An 18,506-nucleotide genomic window follows, 5' to 3' on the forward strand; every position below is an offset into this window, starting at 1 on the left:
AACACTATTGTACAACTACTTTTCGAGATAACTATATTTAATACAAAAAATAAGATTGTCTTTGAGGAATAAAACAAGGATAAGCGTCAAACATAAGGTTTTCAATATTGAAAAGCACTATTCACTTAATAATATTAATTATGGTTTTAATGAGCGCTTTAATAATTAGTAGCTTAACGAATGCTGAATCATCGTTAAATGATCAATTAGTTTATGTCGATGTACATATCAACCATTACATTCGAGATAACAATATAACAATTAACTTCGTTGTAATAATAGTCAATAACTATAATTCTATAATTGAGCTCGATGTTTTAAAGCATCCCCAAATTTTGATGCTAACAAATAATAGCGTAGTATATAGTAATAGATATGTATTATATACGGAGAAATTATTAGTTAAACCAGGTAAACATTCAATTGTTAATATATCCATTACTTCAAAGAATAAATTCGACGAAATTATAGCGTACTCCGGCAGATATCTGGTAGTAGTTAATGGAAAAGCATTATTTTCCGTAGAAGAACAAAAAAGAATTAGAATATATCTAATAAGTCATAATAATCAATTTAATGAATCAGAAACCCCATTCTCAATAAATACTATTAAAACAACAATATCTACTTCAAAACTCCAACAAAAAAATAATCAAAAACCAGAAACAATATCATACGTAGCTATTCCCATAGTTAATACTAATTCATCTCATTTGTTTAGTTTAGATTACCCTAACAGTACCCAAGATTCTACGTATATTTCATTATTCATAAGTATTTCAGTAGTGTTTTTCTCATTAATGATAACATATAAGATATACATTTTAGCAATAGAGCTATTACGGAAATAATGAATAGTTTTTCAGATGCAATTCTTATAACCTTTACTGAAAACCTATCATAATAAGGTTAAATGTTTATATGTTTTCTAACACTTATACATCTATATACTTTTCATTGTGGTCGTTTCATATTTAGAAAAGGCAAAAGATAATTAATTTTTTTCACTAATTAATAATGTTGTGGGATGTAGATTGCTTAGAAAAGCCAAACAAATATCAATGAAGCACCGGGATCCTTTAATAGAGCTTAGTGGTAGTAGTTTAGATGTATATATGTTGCTTCTTAAACATAAGGAACCTTTGAGTATAAGGGAAATACAGAGAATGATGGGGTTTAAGAGTCCTAATAGTGTCAGGCACCACTTAGAGAGATTGATAAGTTTGGGTTTTGTTGAGAAGACTAGATATGGATATATTGCTGTTAAACCTAGAGAATCAATTCTTGATTTGATTTTTGAATTTAAAGGCCTAGTCGTTCCAAAACAATTCTTTACATTGCTTGTAACAATTTTTCTTACTATAGGATATATAATATTGTTTACAAATACAATCAATATTTACGTTCTATCATCATTTTTAGCAATAAATATATTACTACTAAATGATATCTTAAAGATCTATAATAGACTTAAAAACATAATAAAACGTTACAGATCTTGACTATATATCTAAAACTGTCCCCCCAGCAATATTGTTGGTGACGGGGATGAAGAGGATAGTAATAAGTCACTGGGACCTAGACGGTATAGCTGGAGCTACAATTGCAAATCTATATATGAATGTATCAAAAACGATTCTTTCATCAATTACGGCATTGACGAAATATTTAGCATCAGCAATTAACTATGTTGGCGGACATGGCGAGATATGGATAATAGATCTCAATCCCCAAGCAAAACATGCTAGGGATTTAAGAAATATACTAGTTGAAGCACGAAGGAGAAAAATAAAAATTTACTGGTTTGATCATCACGAATGGGACAGGGAAATATATGATGCAATGATTGGATTTGATGATATATTATGGTATAGGGTTGATCCACGTACTATAGCGTCAGATCTCGTTGCTAGATATTTTAATGCTTTAAATAATGAATATGTTTTCAAACTAATCGATCTAGCGTTTGATGATGACTTCTTCATTAATAGATATGAAACAACAATAATGTGGAGGAGAGTTCTACGCTGGTATGGATGGCCTATAAGGTATAAGGCACTGGATTCCTTTATTAAAGGAGAAATAAGACCTGCTTGGATGCTTGAAATGTATAGGAGAGAAGTTAAGAACATTTATGAAAACCTGATTAGAGAAGCAATGGGACGAGTAGATAGTGTCGTTACAAAAAATGGATTGCAACTCCTAATATTCCAAGATGTTGATCCCCGAGTACATCCGGGAGAATTAACATCGATCGCTAAGCTAAACGGGCTAAAAGCTGATGTGTATATCATAAGGTATCCTAGAGGTGTAAGCTTAAGAAGTGATTATATAGATGTAGCTATGATCGCTAAAAAGCTTGGAGGAGGCGGACACAAAAACGCTGCTGGAATACCCGGATTAATTGATGTTAATAAAATACTGGAGATAATTAGTAACGAAGAAAAATTTAAGAAAGAAAGATTCTTTATCTTTTCGTATCTTCAATGAATCAGCCACTAACCTATTATATCCTATGCATATGTTATAGAAATCTTATAAAGCGAATATTATTCTGCGTTTGCCGAAACAACTAAAATATATGGTACAAACAAACACTCTGTTTCTATATGGATAATACTAGGTTCTATAGATGTGGGATTCGTGTCAAAACATATATGTTTTATATCCCAGATACATTATACTATTATGAGAAATAGAATATAGTCATTAATAGGTGAGTATTGTTATGAGAAGGCTGCTCGTAATATTATCATTAATAATTATAGTTGGGCTGATAATGCCCTCTTTATCATTATCAGCCCCAGTAACTGTAGGGAACAAAGATCTTAACAAGTTCACTATTGATCCAAATTGGCAGAACAAGATACCTAAGAAACTATTTGACGATGTTTACACAAATGCCAAAATTAAAAAGGCTGCTTTTATGCCGTATGGAATACAAACTGTTAAGAAGATAATGCTGTTCGATTCTAATAGTAGAACATTACTGTTGATCGGCGATAATAGTGAAAATACAGTTAGATACATTATTCAAAACACTGAAAAGCTCCTCTACAAGTTCCCATTACTAGGCAACCATGTAATTTACTATGTTGTCGCGACCCCCGATCAAGTTGTTAAACTAGCAAAATATCCAGGTATTTATAGAATAACACCTTCTCCACCCATTACTAAGTTGATAAAACTAAACAATATGATTAAAAAAGCTGAAGGTGCTGGGTCAAGTTTTGAAATAAAAACTGCTGATAATAATGAGAACGCAACAATAGACACTAATATGGGTGTTAAATTGATTGGTGCAACTGAGGTTTGGAGAGAATACAATATTACGGGAGAAGGAATAGTTGTCGGAATCGTTGATACAGGAATTGACCTATCTAATCCAGATTTAGGATTAGACGTTATAGCTAGAGATGACAATGGTACTCCATTATTACTAGCTTATGATAATGGATTAACACTAGTAACTGGTAAAGCTGTAGCCTATAATGGTACATTAAATACGACAGGGTTAACGGTATTAGCGTTTGACCCATTATACACGCTCGTGTATGGTATACCGGTACTTATAGAAGCACAGTTCAACTATAACATAACTGTTGGAAACATAACTAGTCAGAGCGGTATATACCGTGTAGGATTAGCTCCATACTTATTCAGTGACACATTAACAGGCTACTATATTAGAACATTTGTCCCAGTTGTCTTAGTAGACTCGGAGACTCCTGGCGTATATGATGAAGCATATTTTGACTTATCAACAGCATTCTATGATTTATCAGAATACATGAGGTACTTAGAAAACGTGACTCTTGGACACATATATTGGAGAGCACCTGATCCAGCATGGAACGATACAAGCATAACTGATGAAACACCCTTCGGGCCAGGAAACGAGATTGTTGGAAGAGATTTTGATGGAGACGGTATAATAGACTTCAGTATTGGTACCATAGCTGGATACTATCTTGACTCATACGGGCTAGCAACACTAACTTATGATCCAACAACTGGTAATATCACATTAGGAACTCCAGGATTATATCCCGGATGGGATTATCAGGGTAGATACCTTGCACTAGTATCAGACTTTCACGGTCATGGTACAAGTGTTGCAACAGTAATAGCGTCTCGTGGAAGAGTATTATATGATCTCTACGGAGACGGTAAACTATATAGAATAATGGGTGTTGCTCCCGGAGCAAAGATTGCTGGCGGAGACGCATGGCTTCTCGGAAATATTCTAGTATTAGAGGCATGGCTTGCTGGATTCAACATAGTTACTGAGGAAGAAGATGGATACGTCTATCTATCTCTAGACCCATTTGGGCCTCATAGAGCAGATATTATTAGTAATAGTTGGGGAAGCATATACATAAACTTCTGGCTACAACAATTCCCAGGCATAGACTATAGATCATCATTTATGGACGAAATACTAGCAATAAGAAACTACTTAATCGGAGACCATGTAACTATAGTATTCGCCGCAGGAAATGAGGGGCCAGGATATAGTAGTAATGGAGCACCTGGAACAGGATTATTAGTCATAACAGCTGGAGCATCAACTCTATGGGATTATACAAGAATATATGGTTATCCCGAAGGATACGCTGACGAAGTAATACCATTCAGTAGTAGGGGGCCCACTGGACAAGGGTACCCGAAGCCGGATATAGTAAATATTGGAGCATTTGAATGGGCATCAACTAGAACAATAGATGGAAGAGGATATGGTGCGCAACCAGACGTGTTTGGTGGAACAAGTGAAGCAACACCCTACACTAGTGGAACACTAGCACTAGTCTTTCAAGCATATAAAGAAGTATACAATACAACTCCTGATCCTGTAACAGCTAAGATAATATTGAAGAGCTCGGCAAAAGACATTTGGTACCCGGCATTCAGTCAGGGTAGTGGACGTGTTGATGCATTAAAAGCTGTTGAAACAGTATTTAATAGTGAATGGTTAGCATATGTCTCAGAAGGCATCCAGGAGGCATTTCTAGAAAACTACTATACAGATTTCGGCCCATATATAGGATATGTATTACCATACTTAGCGGATACAGCTTATTACGGTGTAGTTAAACCCGGCTCATCCAAGAACTTCACATTAAATATAGTTGGAAATGGAACGGTATCTTTAAGCGCTTGGAATACTGTTCTCTATAAGGAGTATACAGTATATGATGGAGTCTATGATTATAGCGGATTACTATTCTTAAAAGTACCTAAATACGCTTACAGCGGCGCCGACTACGTAGAAGTAGTTGTTCAACTAGAGAACATGACATATCCGCCAGGAGTGTTCTTGAAAACACCGATCGATCCACTGCATGCTATCATTTTAAGCGCTTATGATTGGATAGACTATAATGGCGATGGACAAATAGGTTATCCAGACGAACTACACTATATTACGTTTGAATATAGAGTGTCAACAGAAGCAGTAGTATCAATATCTGCTCCAATGGAGAAGATACATGGTGATCTAGTACTTAGAATAAGACCTGATTATATTAACGTCACACCGGTAAAAATGAAGATAGTTGTTAGATCATTTAAGTATGTGCCTTGCAAATTAATGTCATTACCACAAACAGTAGATGTTAATGGAACAGCTTCTATTCCAATAACAATAAATGTGCCAGACAATTTCAGGCCAGGAATATTAGAGGTAAGACTAATAGTAGATACGCCGGATAAACGCATTGTTGTACCAGTTTCAATCCTAGTACCTCTAATAGCAGATGAGACAACAACGGCTGTTCTCGGCGGAGCACGTTCACCGATGAAATATGATCCGTTCGCCATGTATGGATTACCAGATCCAGTCTATGGTGTATGGGAAGGTCAGGATTGGAGAATCCTGCCGGTACTAGTAACCGATCCATCAATTACCGGATTAATTGTTGTAGCAAGATGGGCTTCTGGCTATGCATCAGACCTATCGTTCCTAACAGTGGCGCCAGGAGGAGTATTTACACCTAATGGCTTCCTAAATGTGTTCGCATCATACAAGCTATCCTATGATCTTGGATTAGTATATAATCCAAGCTTATCAGATCAGCTACACGGCAAGCTAAGGATGTATATACCAGTAAAATGGGCTGAACCGCTTAGGCAAATTCCTATAGCAATTACAGATCTAAGTTATTGGCCTCCAGAACCAGGACTAGCATTAATGCAGTACAGCGATAGAATGCCGGAAATCTACGGATTATATAGAATAATATATGGATTCGCAAGTTATAGCGGTAAACTATTAGAGGATAAGCTAATGTTTAGGATAATAACAGTTAAGTCCGAGATACAGTATTCAGAACAGTTCAGCTTCAACAACATATCTGTAGGAAACCTATACGTTAAATTCACCGCCGGATCATATACACCATTCCTATTCGCAGACCTTTATCTGTACACTGAAGGATACGCTACTCCATTAGCTGGGTCAGGCTCAATACTGCCGATAAGCATATTAGTAAACGGGACAGCAAGTAATCTAGCATATTACCTAGTACTATACGATTATGCATATTATCTAGGAACAAGTCCGACAGGATTATACAGTGAATTCACAGTTCCAGTAATGATTAATACATCAGCTACAAACGTATTTAATGCAATAGCAGTAATGTACAAGTACTCATGGCATGCCGAAGGCATGTACTGGTTTGACTTCAACACAGGAGAACCATTAATAATAAGCTATGTGCATCCAGGAATGGCTTCAGCAACACTAAATATATCAAATACTTAAATCCTTCAAATAAAACTAAATCTTTTTTAAATCTTCACATAAATTCCGCATTACTTAAAAAGCAATAATTTTAATATATTTCTTAATGATCATCAATAAGAATTATCAAGTACGGGTAGAAAGGAATACGGACATGGCGATGAATGATTTAATTAATATATTATTTGTTATACTTCTAGCTATCTCGCCAGGTATTGAAGCAAGAGTTGCTATGCCCACAGCTGTTCTGCTAGGTTTTGATCCGTTTATTTCATTTATTCTTTCATTTGTAGCTAGTAGCATACCTGCTGTTCCTCTAGTTTATGGATTACCATGGCTTGAGAAAACAATAATTTTCAGAGTAGGTTTTCTCAAGAATATCTATGATAAAATAATTGAGCGGGCGCGTTCTAGAGCACATAGGATCTCTCAGTACAAAATAGTATATTTAGGATTAGCTCTATATGTTGCAGTACCGTTTCCGCTAACAGGTGTATGGACAGGATCATTGATCGCATACATATTAGGTCTTGATAGGAAAAAATCAACCATATCAATAATATTCGGAAACCTCATCGCTTGCACCATAATTTTTTCATCAATAATAGCATTTACGAGGATTATTTGATTAAAAAACTCTAGCAATACTTCAGTATAATGTATCCTAGGTTCTAAAAACCAATCCCGACAAATAACTAGTTGGGGTGTATGACATGGGTATGACTGATATCCAAGTTCAATCCAATAATGTCTTTGCCGAAAATAAATTATCAAGAATATATTCAATATCCGATCTATTCACAATAATGCTAGCTCTCCACAATATTAATAGTAACAAAGAAGACAAGGATCAAGTCAAGAAACAGATTTGGGCACTAACCAACATGTGGTTAGAAGAAGTATCACCCCTTAGCTACATACCTGGTTTAGTTGAAGAAGTTTCATCAATTATCAAATATAAGGTATGGGACGAAAAAAGTACATTATCAGATGAAGTCATCGAGAGAATATTAGTTGATACAATTATATTTAAAGAAAAAGCCTTATCTGAAGAAGAACCTGAAGTCCTCAACGCATTATCATTAGTTTTAGCAACTAGAGCAGTTGAATTAATCGAAGCCCTTGGAGGATTCATACCAAGAGGATCTACGGTTTGGAAAATATTGTATGAACCAGCTGATCCAAGGGATAAAATAATAGATATAACTACATTAATTGCTACAACACTTGTTATATCAACAAACATTTAGATACACTTATTATTTATTAGTTATAAGTTAACCATGAATTTTATTATACTGTGTCATTTCTATTTTATAGTTTTATAGCCAAAATATGTATTTTATTAAGTTGTTAAATAAACACTTAATATTGATCAAAAGAATTACTACACTTCAGTAGCGGAGCAGGTGCTTTATTAATGGATGAAATAAGAATTAGGAAAGAAAGCATTTATAAATCAATAAGTTTAGCAATAATTTTAGCGATCTCCTTATCTGCTCTAGTATATTCATATATGAATGATTACTATATAGGAACGTACTCAATAGATCAGTTAAACAACATATATATTTATCCTAAACAACATATCGAGATTCTTTCATATAATATTGCTCAGGATAAATACGTGTTTATAGGATTAAATGGATTCGTGCTTAATACTTATATTTTTAGCAATGACAAAAATACTGTAATAACGATCAAGGCTAGCGGACTAGATCTTTATGTCCTCTTCATAGCGGTTGTATCACTATTCATAACTTATAAGTTAAATAAGGAATTTTTATGGAATTCTAAAAGAATATATTTTATTCTAATCCTCATTCTAATAATTACTTCCAATATTTTGTTATTTCCTTACGTTGATATTGCCAAAGCCCCTCTACAAGATGCTAAGATAGTTTCCCTTAATAAGCCGTTGGAAACTAAGAATAATATCGGCATCATCGATTTATTGAGAAACAATGCTCTCATATATGTCAAGTCAAACAATAGTTTCTCGATCGCTATTTTACAACTAGTCTCTAGTAATTACACTATACTAGCTCTTAACGTTAAAGAATATACCGGGTACATTAATGTTTCTAATGAAACTTTTGTCGTCTTAATTCCTACGAAGTCTTCTATAAGTGATTTTAATTTCACCTATAGAAGAGTAGAATTTGTTGACGTGGGAAATGAGGTTTTAAAAGCTTTGTTTACATTAATGCCATCCATTGTGTTGCTTATTGGAAGTGTTTTCTTAATTGTACTGCGAAAGAAGATAATTAAAGAAGCTATGCCTCAACAATCTGGATAATATTCTTTGTATTAAATCTTGATACAGTGAAATATTTTACCGATATATTCTTTAAACTCTTATTGTCACCCATAATCATTACTGATATAAGTCTTGCATTAGCTTTTCTTAGATTGTAGGTCACTAATTGTTCAGCTATTCTATCAACACCATCTGTTATTATTATGATATCGCTTGTCTCTCTTACACTGCCTGTTCTAATATCATTACATGCAGTAATAATTGCTTTAGAAATATCTGTTCCACCGCTTCCTCTAACCCTAGCGATATAATCTATGAGTTTCAATACATTGCTAGCCCGAGGTCTTCTACTTATTTTTGCCAGTGGATACGGTATGCTATCAAAGAATCTAAAATAAAATTCCCTATGTTCTCTAACGGCTCTCATATACAAGCTTAATGCTACAGCTTTCGCCCAAGTCATCTTTATTCCATCCATTGAACCCGATTTATCCAGTAATACATATAGGGGTCCCTTACCTTGACTAAGCATTTTCTGGTATAGAAGCAATCTATTCTCGAGGAATCTTAGATAGAATAACTCATCTGGTAATGCGAGAGCTGAAGGAACTATTCGCTCAATATCTTTGCCTAACTCATAACCCATTAATTCTCCATGTTTAAATCTTTGTTTTCTCTCAGGTATATTTATGTTCCAAGGCTTAATTCCTGCTAGTATTTCCAGTATTTTTCTTACTTCAACATTTCTAGCCAGCCTAATGAGTTCTGGACCATATTCTTCATACGCCATAATACTAACTGTTCCAGGACGTTCACCCTCTATAAGCATTCTCAGTTTTTTAGCATTTTCAACATCTCTCATAGTATTAGCAATTGCTTTCTCTACATTTCTCCTAATAGCTTTTTCATCTTCTCTACCTTCTTGTTCTCCTCTTCTATTACTTGTTGCATTGCCAAACGATCTTTCATTTTCAAGTTGTTTGAACTCTGAAATAAATATACTAGCAGCTATACTACTCATTAAGCTATCAACTACTGTTTTACTTCTTATATCATGTATGAAACTAGATTTTAGAAGGGAGTCTATTACTTTGTAATGATATCTTTTATTCTTCGAGATACTGTCTCGCGGCTTCAATATCGGCATCGGTAAATAGAATACGTAGAACAAGTCTATTGCTAGAGAAATAGGTATTTTTAATTCTTTCTCAGCTATTAAACTAGCTATTTTCGTTACTTTACTACCCCTATATTTAACAACAGGATCATCATAGCTTATACTACTTAAGACCCCTATTAATTCGTCTTTATCTGTTGATTTAGTTTTTTGGCTGAAATATTTATTCATAAGTGGTCCCAGGTTAGATCATGAATTTTCTTTTAACCATATCAATTACTTCATTAACTTCAGATAATACATCAAGCCCTCTCTGCCTAACAACTTCATCGCTTGTCTCCTCAGCTATTCTCCTAACTCTTTCCCGTACAGCTTCAAAGCTTCTCAAGTAATCAACTAGTCTTGGATCAAAATCAGTTACTTTCATGATATAATTTTTGGCTTCTCTAGCATTTGCCTCAATTTCAGCAAGTTCCCTTAAGTGTTTTTCAGTAGCTTTAATCTCATCTAGTAGTATAGCATTTGCTTGTTCCATTTCTTCCATATCATGTGGAGCAATGTGTTTTAACACGAATAAGTCTTCTTCTCTAGCACTCATTCTACGATCTAGAAGTGCAGAGGCTGCAATAGCTTTCAATGCTTTTCCTTTACGCCTATCAGTGATATGTATTCCTTGATCCTCGAAGATAGCGTATAGTTTTAATAGTTTTTCTTTAATTGGTTCAAGATTTACCTCATAAAGTATTTTATTTAGCATTCTAACATCGTTCATCGATAAAATAGGTTCGGCGTGCTCATAAAGTCCTGATTCTATTTTCCAGGATGCTTCTAATAATTCTGCCCATTTATCCTCACTAATGGGTTTAACGAAGTGCCTATATAGGAACCTATCGTATAGTGCTTGAAGCTCGGGCTCGTCTGGAACATTATTACTTGCAGCTATCATTGTCCATAAAGGAACTTTTATCTCATTATATCCATCATATACTATTCTCTCATTCATTATTGTGAGGAACATGTTCAGTATTGCTGAATTAGCATTAAATATTTCATCAATAAAAGCTATCTCAGCTTCTGGAAGTTTATTACGAGTTATACGTACGTATTTACCCTGTTTTAACGCATTAATGTCAAGAGGACCAAATAGTTCATCCGGCTCAGTGAATTTTGTTAATAAATATTTGAAGAACTTAGCATTGATAAGTTCGGCGGCTCTCCTAGCTAATGCTGACTTAGCAGTGCCAGGCTCACCTATTAAGACGACGTGTTCGCCCGATATAATAGCTAATGCTATTACTTTAGCTTCTTCTTCCCTACCAACAAATGGTCTCGCCAATTCTTCGACGAACTTATGTGCTTTATGTAATAGTTGTGTAAATCCTTGTTCCATAACATAACCCTCTATCTTTCAGGGAATCCCTAAATAGTATAAAGTATAATCCCTAATAAATTGCAAAGTAAAAATAATATGGTCAGCTGAGCAACTCCTCAGCACTATTCAGCTGAAAACCGGGCTCTTCATCCCATAATAGAGAATATAGATGTGTTTAAATAAGTTCTTTGACTAGTTCCTCTAAATACCTCATCTCAGTAATAGATTTTTCGACATAATCCTTGACCCCCTTCTTTCTTCTCTTCATCAATATTTTTCCAGTAGCTATCATTGAAAGGCCTATGCTTGTCGAAATCATCGTTGGATCAGGGACTACGAGGAAAAACCCACTAGCTTTAAGAAGCTTCTCCCCTCTTTCATCGGGTCCTCCAGCAAGTATTCTGGCAGTATACTTCATGTCCTCAACAATAGAATCCAAATCTGACTTACTCCTCTTCCTTACCAACTGTACCAACTCAACCACCTAAAAATAATCCATATCCAAATAATATAGTAGACATATCTCTTTGTTTATAATCAGGGGGACAGAATACTTATGAGTAAATACGATATCCCTAAAAGTAAAGGATACTATGTCTTATTCATAAATGTTGGTAAAGCATGTAGAATAACGACTAGGAGCGGGAAAAAATTCAATATTAAACCAGGTATCTACGTATATTTAGGCTCAGCTTTTGGAAGAGGCGGACTATATTCTAGAATAATGAGGCATCTCAGAAAAAGAAAGAAACTATTTTGGCACATAGATTATTTACTAACCTGTAAACAAGTAGAGATCATAGAATACCTAACTATAGAATGCTCAAAAAATAAATGCATAGATTACGAATCATTCATATCTAGAACACTAACAAACATGTTTGAACCAATAAAAGGGTTTGGTTGTAGCGATAAACCCAAAGATACTTCTCATCTCTTCTATTGTGGGAGATCCATGCACAGATGTAAGTCATTAATAGAAAAAATACTAGCGAATACAAATTCAAAACTATGAACTCCATAGAAACTCCTAGGATAACAAAATTATATTAACCCCTCTTAATATTATCAAGAACTATATCCATAACTCTTATAGGAGTCGAAACACGTAATGTCCGAATCAGATAAGATAAATTCCTCATCTTCTAATAAGAAAAACATCATAGATCTAAAAGCTGGTGAAGAAGGAGTACACATAACTGCTAGAGTACTAGAAACAACTCCGCCAAAAGTAATACAGACAAGGAAAGGACCTAGAACAATAAGCAACGCTGTACTCGGAGATAAAACAGGCAGAGTTAATGCAACATTATGGGGTAGTAAAGCAGGAACACTGGAAGAAGGCAAAGTTGTAGATATAAAAGGTGCTTGGACAACCAGTTACCGCGGAAAAGTCCAGATCAATATTGGGAGGAGCACCGAAGTAAACGAAGTAGATGATAAAGAGGTTCCTTCAGCTGAAGAAATACCCGAAGACCAACCAACAGCACCCGATACATACAGAAACAGAGCATTTGGCGCTCGTAAACAAGGATTTTATAGACAAGGAAGAGGAACCTATAGGCGAAAATAGCAAGTAGGAGGAGGATCCAATATGTGTGCAGAGAACTCAAATGAGCAACATAAAGAACAAATAAACGCTAATGAAATGTTTAATGAAATAAAAACGTTGAAACCTCTTAGGCAAGGAGTTTTCCTAGGCGAAGAAGACGAGAAATTCTATGTCGCCAAATCCGAGAAGGAAGTATATGAGCTATCAGCATTAGCATATTATGTATGGCTACTATGCGATGGAGAACATACTGTTAACGAGATCCTTGAAAGAATGAGTAACGATATAAAAGTAGAACAATCAGAAGTTATAGAGCCACTAGTTCTATCTCTACATAGTCTATCTCATGCTGGCCTAGTAAGATTCGCTTAAGATAGATACACATATATTTTACGTTAACAAATAATTTTTTATGACATATTTCCTTGTTAATATTTTTAAACCTTTATTCATTATTCTTTAAATAAACATATAAATTATATTGATTAAACCAAACTATGTTAATCATGATTAGGAAGAATCCATAAACTATATCAATATCCTTAAGAAGAGGATATTGATAATGAAATCTATAGCGACGATCAAAGAATTAAGTAAAGGGCTAAGCCTCGTACAGTTATTATTTATATTTGAGGCTTTTTTCGGCTCGTTTTATGTATCTATAACACGTGGTATAACACCAATATTTCTTGTTAGATTAGGATATCAATTAAAGGACTTATTGTTTTTAAATGCCATGGGAGGATTCTTAGCATTATTAATTGCTATTTCCTTATACAATATGCCACGGATAAAGATTTCTAAAACAAAAATAATCTCTGCTTTAACAATTGAGAGAGTAATGTGGGTCCTTATTTATTTTCTATCACCATTTAGAGATCTTCTACCTATTATATATGGATTAGCTCTTGCCGCACCTCTGGCATCTAGTATATTTTTAAACATATCAATGCTTTCACTATTCGATGAAAAAGATTATAGAAGAGTAACATCGTTTAGAGGAGCTTTTGGAGGGATAGCAACTATTATATCACAGTTTATAAATGTAACCGTATTAATGCTTTATAGTGGTATAATGAAGTTTATGTTTCTATATTCGGTTGCATTTATTATTGGAATGTTTTCTCCTATATTGATGATTTTTATACCTGAGATACCGGTGCTCCAAACTACTGTTTTGAAAACTGATGTTGAAGTTGAAATAAGAGTATCAAATATATTCTTGTTAATAACTATGTATTTAGCTTCTATATCACTTCTTAACATTGCTTGGATACCCTACTTGTTAAATGTTTTTGGTGTTCCAGACTATTATGTAGCAGTTATTGGTTTAACGCAGACATTGACCAGTATAATATCCAGTATTTACTGGACAAATAAAAGCTTAAAAACATATAGATCAGCCATGATTATTATTGGATTAATTCCTATACTAGTAAGTTATACAACCATACCCACATTCCATCTATTATATGCTGTATTATTAGGTTTCGCAAATGTTGGAGCAAACTTCTATGCAAGCTTCTCATATGCTAGTTTGATTAGAAAACTAGGTGTATATCGTGCCGGTATAATGCTTCCGGCAGCATCATATCTTGCATTAACCATTGCTGGTATTACAGGATATTTTGTAGGATTAAATTATTCATATGTATTTATCTTGTCAGCAATATATAGTCTAATAGGTTTGTCAATTGCGATATTTGCTCTTCCAGAACTCTCCATAGTTAAGTCGCCTTATACAAGAATATATTCGAGGATACTATATCATACATCGATTTTTGGATATAGTATAATAATGTATAGCCTAGCTAGTACTGCTAAATTAGTCTTAAAAATAATTATTCTACTTTCTGCATTGCTTCTACTATACCTTATTTACAAGATGATCTATTACATAATCATTATTAGTGGAGGGATTTAATGATGACCATAATACACTCTATAATATTAAACAATCAAACAACCACCAATGTTACGGGAACTGAGATATTATGGGATGCTTTAAAACTTGCACTCCGAGACCTAGTTGAGGCTCTCCCAGCTATTGCAATAACGCTTGTTATCATAGCAATTTATTCTCTAATAGCATTTATTCTAACCAGAATAGTTCAAGCATTATTTAAACTAGTTAATATAGATGCGTGGTTTAAGCCTTTGCAGGAATATAGGATCAGATTATCGTCAATTATTATTTTACTAATAAATATAGGTATAGTATTACTAGCAATTTATTCTATTGTTGCACTTCTCTACCCAAGCAATATACCTCTAATCACCTATATAGTATTATTCATAGGGAGAATTGCTAGCGTAATTTTTGTTACAATATTTATGTTTCTAATGCTTGAAACAATTATAGAACGAATAAGAATGGAAGCTAAACTGCGAGGTTTCATGTTCCTATTGATATTATTTATCTCGCTAGCTTTAGTATTAGATGTAACTACATTATCCAATGAAGTAAAAAACGCTCTCGCATTTGGGATAAGTTTAGGTATAGGATTAATGATCGGAGTATTTGCTGCTTGGTACTTCTTCCACGACGTAATAGAGAAGAAGATTAAGGGAAAACAGTAATTAGAGAGGTTTATTGAGAATAGGTTATATAGGAATGGACTGTTTTGTGAGATGACTAGATTTATGAATGCAGTAATAAAAATAATTGCAATATTCATGATAATAGTGATACTGAACAACATATATACTTCTCAGGGACTGTTCAGTAATTATAGTTTTTCAAATAATTATAGACTCGACTTAGAAAACTATATTGTTGGAGTCAAAATATATGGTAATATAACAAATTTAGGGAAAGAACCTATTTATTTAAATGAAACTGATCTCTTCGTATTCGATTACCCATTAAATCTTTCTGATCAGCGAGTAATTGGTGCAAAGGCATATGTTGACAGTAATATTAGCAGTTATCACATTACCGGGACAGAAGATACAGCATCCTTAATTATTGAAACACCTCTGGCTAATTCAACGCTTAAACCTAACGATACAATTTCCGTAGGGGTAGAATATAATGTTTCAATTAATCGTAAGGATCGTGTATTAGCGATAGTTGATTTCAACACTTATAATACAAGTTTCCTTATAGAAAAAGCTGGTACATGGAGGGATATTCCTCAAGAACTATTAATAAACAATACAGAGTCGACAAAGTTATGGAATTATACTAATCCATTAATACAACTATTACTAAAATACTTTAATCAAACCATTGATAAGAATAAGCCTTTATCTTTAGTTCTAAACATAATGAGTTGGTTCGATAAAAACATTATTTACTCTACCCGAATACCGCCCAGACATCCATGGGAGGTTCTCGTTGAGGGAGCTGGAGATTGTGATGATCAATCCAATCTATTAATCACTGTTCTCCGTGCTTTCAAAATACCTAGTTATCTTGAAATAGGATTTGTATATATATCAAAGAACTACTACTATAAGGGAACCGAAGCCAACGGATATTTCATCTATGTATTTAAAGGTGGAGGAGGACATGGATGGGTTGTAGCATACATTCCTCCTTGGGGATGGTTAAGAATAGACTTAACAGCTAGCTTGGGTAAAGGGTTAGACCATATAAGAAATGCAGCATTCTACATTCTTCCAACAGTAGTTATAGAAAGAGTTAGAAAAGGTGATTATGCTGTCCAATCAGCTAAATCTACGCAGGAAATAGAGGAGAAACACTTGCTAACATATGTAGTCTTAGAAATGATTGATTATCAATTCGTTAATAATAGTTCATAAAGGTATTTTCAAATAACTACTACTGAGATTGCGTAAACTATGTCGAATTTAATACCAAACATTGTCTTTATATACTTTCGAGATCTCCTCATATTTCTTCTCTATCATCGATAGTATTTCATTACCATGAACCCGTATTAAGTGAAGATAGAGGCCTTTCCTCGTAAATGGTCCTCTTAAACATATACCGCATCTTAAATGCCCATTTTTCTCAGTTACAATAGTTGAAGCCACTTCTCCAACAGCTTTTCGCATAATAATGTATCTTGATGAACCCACTATTCTTTGAAGTTCTAGGTCGTCAGCAGGCAATCCCACAGCTCTTCTTACGACGTATTTGATTAATCTATTCGTTAAAACATTAACTCCCAAAAAACATCACCTCATAATCATTATGTGTTGCGAAATAATGTTTTAAGGGAAACGGCTAATAGAGAAATAAATGTTGAATAAATCGAGTAATTTTGGATTCATCGTATCCTAGGTGAGAAGTTTGGATAAGATCTATATTGTAGGCGTAGGTATGACTAAGATTGGCAGATTCTATGAGCGTAGTGGTAGAGAATTATTTGTTGAAGCATTATCGAAAGCAATCGATGATGCTGGTGGGCTAAAACCGAAAGCACTTGTAGTTGGAAATATGACTTCTAGCGTGTTAATGGAGCAGGACAGTCTTGGCGCACTTCTAGCAGATTATGGCGGTCTCAGAGGTGTTCCAGCTTTTAAAGTTGAAGCGGCATGTGGTAGTGGTGGTGCTGCATTCTATGCTGGCTATAGCTTAGTCAAATCAGGCTTAGCTGATGTTGTTGCTGTTGGTGGTTTGGAGAAATTAACTGAAAACTTGACTTCTGCGGTCACTAAAGCATTGGCGCAGGCAGCTGATGCAGAGTATGAATTGTTTTATGGTGTAAGCTTTACAGGGTTAAATGCTATGATTGCTCGGCTATACATGAACAAGTTTAACTATACCCGTGAAGATCTAGCTTATTGGGCTCTGCGAATGCATGAGTATGCCTCGTATAATCCTTATGCACAATTACCTAGAAAGACGACTTTAGAAGCCATACTGAAAAGTCCCGTGGTTGCTGATCCTCTGCATCTATTTGATTGCTCACCAATAGGTGACGGTGCAGCGGTAGCTATTCTTGTCAGGGGAGAGGAAAGAGCTAGAGAAATAGCCAAAGCTATGGGTAGGGACGTCTTGGTGGAAGTTAAAGGAGTTGCATTGGCAACCGACTCTGTTGATCTAGGCTCTAGAAACAACTTGTTAGCATTAGAATCAACGATCAAAGCTAGTAGAGAAGCATATAAAATGGCTGGTATTAGGGCAAAAGATATAGACTATGTAGAAGTACATGATGCTTTTCATATCACCGGATACCTCGCATTAGAAGATATGGGCTTCGCTCCGAAAGGTGAAGCTCCAAAACTATGGAAAGAAGGAAGATTCGGTAAAGGCGATAAACCAGAGGTGAACTTTAGTGGTGGATTAAAAGCTCGCGGACACCCTGTAGGAGCTACAGGTGTTTATCAAATAGTTGAAGCTACTATGCAGTTGCGAGGGGACTTTCCAGGTTATAAAGCAAGTGATCCAGAAATAGCTGCTACCCAAAATATTGGTGGAGTAGGAACATATACTACTGTTACTGTATTAAAGAGAACGTAATATAATAGTTATTTTTATTAATCATG

18 protein-coding genes are annotated in these 18,506 nt (G+C 34.6%); 14 read left to right on the forward strand and 4 right to left on the reverse strand.

The genetic code is table 11. The annotated features are described in order from the left end of the window. Window positions 1-107 precede the first annotated feature (107 nt). The 7 genes from SMAR_RS07320 to SMAR_RS07350 all read left to right on the forward strand — a co-directional run bounded on the left by SMAR_RS07320 (window position 108) and on the right by SMAR_RS07350 (window position 9,044). Window positions 108-851 (forward strand): hypothetical protein, encoded by a 744-nt coding sequence (locus SMAR_RS07320; protein WP_011839692.1) that lies wholly within the window; start codon window positions 108-110, stop codon window positions 849-851. Between the two features lie 183 nt (window positions 852-1,034). Continuing rightward, window positions 1,035-1,502, forward strand: a complete 468-nt coding sequence (locus tag SMAR_RS07325; protein ID WP_011839693.1) for a LexA family protein — start codon at window positions 1,035-1,037, stop codon at window positions 1,500-1,502. A gap of 46 nt (window positions 1,503-1,548) precedes the next feature. Continuing rightward, on the forward strand, window positions 1,549-2,490 hold the full coding sequence (locus SMAR_RS07330) for a DHH family phosphoesterase (RefSeq protein WP_011839694.1): 942 nt from the start codon (window positions 1,549-1,551) through the stop codon (window positions 2,488-2,490). A gap of 238 nt (window positions 2,491-2,728) precedes the next feature. Next, window positions 2,729-6,766, forward strand: coding sequence for a S8 family serine peptidase (locus SMAR_RS07335; RefSeq protein ID WP_011839695.1), 4,038 nt, complete (start codon window positions 2,729-2,731; stop codon window positions 6,764-6,766). Between the two features lie 133 nt (window positions 6,767-6,899). Continuing rightward, a complete protein-coding gene (locus SMAR_RS07340) occupies window positions 6,900-7,373 on the forward strand; it encodes a COG2426 family protein (RefSeq protein WP_011839696.1) in 474 nt (157 codons plus the stop codon). Between the two features lie 85 nt (window positions 7,374-7,458). After that, entirely contained in the window at window positions 7,459-7,995 is a 537-nt protein-coding gene (locus tag SMAR_RS07345) for a hypothetical protein (RefSeq protein ID WP_011839697.1), read from the forward strand. 170 nt (window positions 7,996-8,165) lie between these two features. Further along, window positions 8,166-9,044, forward strand: coding sequence for a hypothetical protein (locus tag SMAR_RS07350; RefSeq protein ID WP_011839698.1), 879 nt, complete (start codon window positions 8,166-8,168; stop codon window positions 9,042-9,044). On the opposite strand, the gene SMAR_RS07355 is transcribed toward SMAR_RS07350, so the two are convergent. The 3 genes from SMAR_RS07355 to SMAR_RS07365 all read right to left on the reverse strand — a co-directional run bounded on the left by SMAR_RS07355 (window position 9,022) and on the right by SMAR_RS07365 (window position 11,969). Then, the gene (locus SMAR_RS07355) at window positions 9,022-10,353 is read right to left on the reverse strand and encodes a vWA domain-containing protein (RefSeq protein WP_011839699.1); all 1,332 of its coding nucleotides are present in this window, start codon (window positions 10,351-10,353) and stop codon (window positions 9,022-9,024) included. The genes SMAR_RS07350 and SMAR_RS07355 overlap by 23 nt on opposite strands. Window positions 10,354-10,366: 13 nt before the next feature. After that, the gene (locus SMAR_RS07360; protein WP_011839700.1) at window positions 10,367-11,512 is read right to left on the reverse strand and encodes an AAA family ATPase; all 1,146 of its coding nucleotides are present in this window, start codon (window positions 11,510-11,512) and stop codon (window positions 10,367-10,369) included. Window positions 11,513-11,669: 157 nt separating this feature from the next. Then, window positions 11,670-11,969, reverse strand: a complete 300-nt coding sequence (locus tag SMAR_RS07365) for a hypothetical protein (protein WP_011839701.1) — start codon at window positions 11,967-11,969, stop codon at window positions 11,670-11,672. 81 nt (window positions 11,970-12,050) lie between these two features. Between SMAR_RS07365 and SMAR_RS07370 the strand changes: the two genes are divergently transcribed. The 6 genes from SMAR_RS07370 (at window position 12,051) to SMAR_RS07395 (ending at window position 16,814) form a co-directional block, all read left to right on the forward strand. Further along, window positions 12,051-12,509: a GIY-YIG nuclease family protein gene (locus SMAR_RS07370; protein ID WP_011839702.1), complete on the forward strand. Its 459-nt coding sequence runs from the start codon at window positions 12,051-12,053 to the stop codon at window positions 12,507-12,509. 96 nt (window positions 12,510-12,605) lie between these two features. Continuing rightward, entirely contained in the window at window positions 12,606-13,067 is a 462-nt protein-coding gene (locus tag SMAR_RS07375; RefSeq protein WP_011839703.1) for an OB-fold nucleic acid binding domain-containing protein, read from the forward strand. Between the two features lie 21 nt (window positions 13,068-13,088). Then, the gene (locus tag SMAR_RS07380) at window positions 13,089-13,418 is read left to right on the forward strand and encodes a PqqD family protein (protein ID WP_011839704.1); all 330 of its coding nucleotides are present in this window, start codon (window positions 13,089-13,091) and stop codon (window positions 13,416-13,418) included. Between the two features lie 190 nt (window positions 13,419-13,608). Beyond that, the gene (locus SMAR_RS07385) at window positions 13,609-14,970 is read left to right on the forward strand and encodes an MFS transporter (RefSeq protein WP_011839705.1); all 1,362 of its coding nucleotides are present in this window, start codon (window positions 13,609-13,611) and stop codon (window positions 14,968-14,970) included. Beyond that, window positions 14,970-15,626 carry a hypothetical protein gene (locus tag SMAR_RS07390; protein WP_011839706.1) on the forward strand — a complete coding sequence of 219 codons (657 nt, stop codon included), beginning with the start codon at window positions 14,970-14,972 and terminating at the stop codon, window positions 15,624-15,626. Before SMAR_RS07385 ends, SMAR_RS07390 begins: the two co-directional genes overlap by 1 nt. Before the next feature lie 63 nt (window positions 15,627-15,689). Further along, window positions 15,690-16,814, forward strand: coding sequence for a transglutaminase-like domain-containing protein (locus SMAR_RS07395; RefSeq protein ID WP_148676781.1), 1,125 nt, complete (start codon window positions 15,690-15,692; stop codon window positions 16,812-16,814). Window positions 16,815-16,862: 48 nt separating this feature from the next. On the opposite strand, the gene SMAR_RS07400 is transcribed toward SMAR_RS07395, so the two are convergent. Further along, complete coding sequence (locus SMAR_RS07400) at window positions 16,863-17,186, reverse strand: hypothetical protein (RefSeq protein WP_011839708.1); 324 nt, start codon at window positions 17,184-17,186, stop codon at window positions 16,863-16,865. Window positions 17,187-17,307: 121 nt separating this feature from the next. On the opposite strand from SMAR_RS07400, the gene SMAR_RS07405 reads away from it, so the two are divergent. Then, window positions 17,308-18,480, forward strand: coding sequence for a thiolase domain-containing protein (locus SMAR_RS07405; RefSeq protein ID WP_011839709.1), 1,173 nt, complete (start codon window positions 17,308-17,310; stop codon window positions 18,478-18,480). Window positions 18,481-18,506 lie beyond the last annotated feature (26 nt).

Source organism: Staphylothermus marinus F1 (assembly GCF_000015945.1).
Classification (GTDB): domain Archaea; phylum Thermoproteota; class Thermoprotei_A; order Sulfolobales; family Desulfurococcaceae; genus Staphylothermus; species Staphylothermus marinus.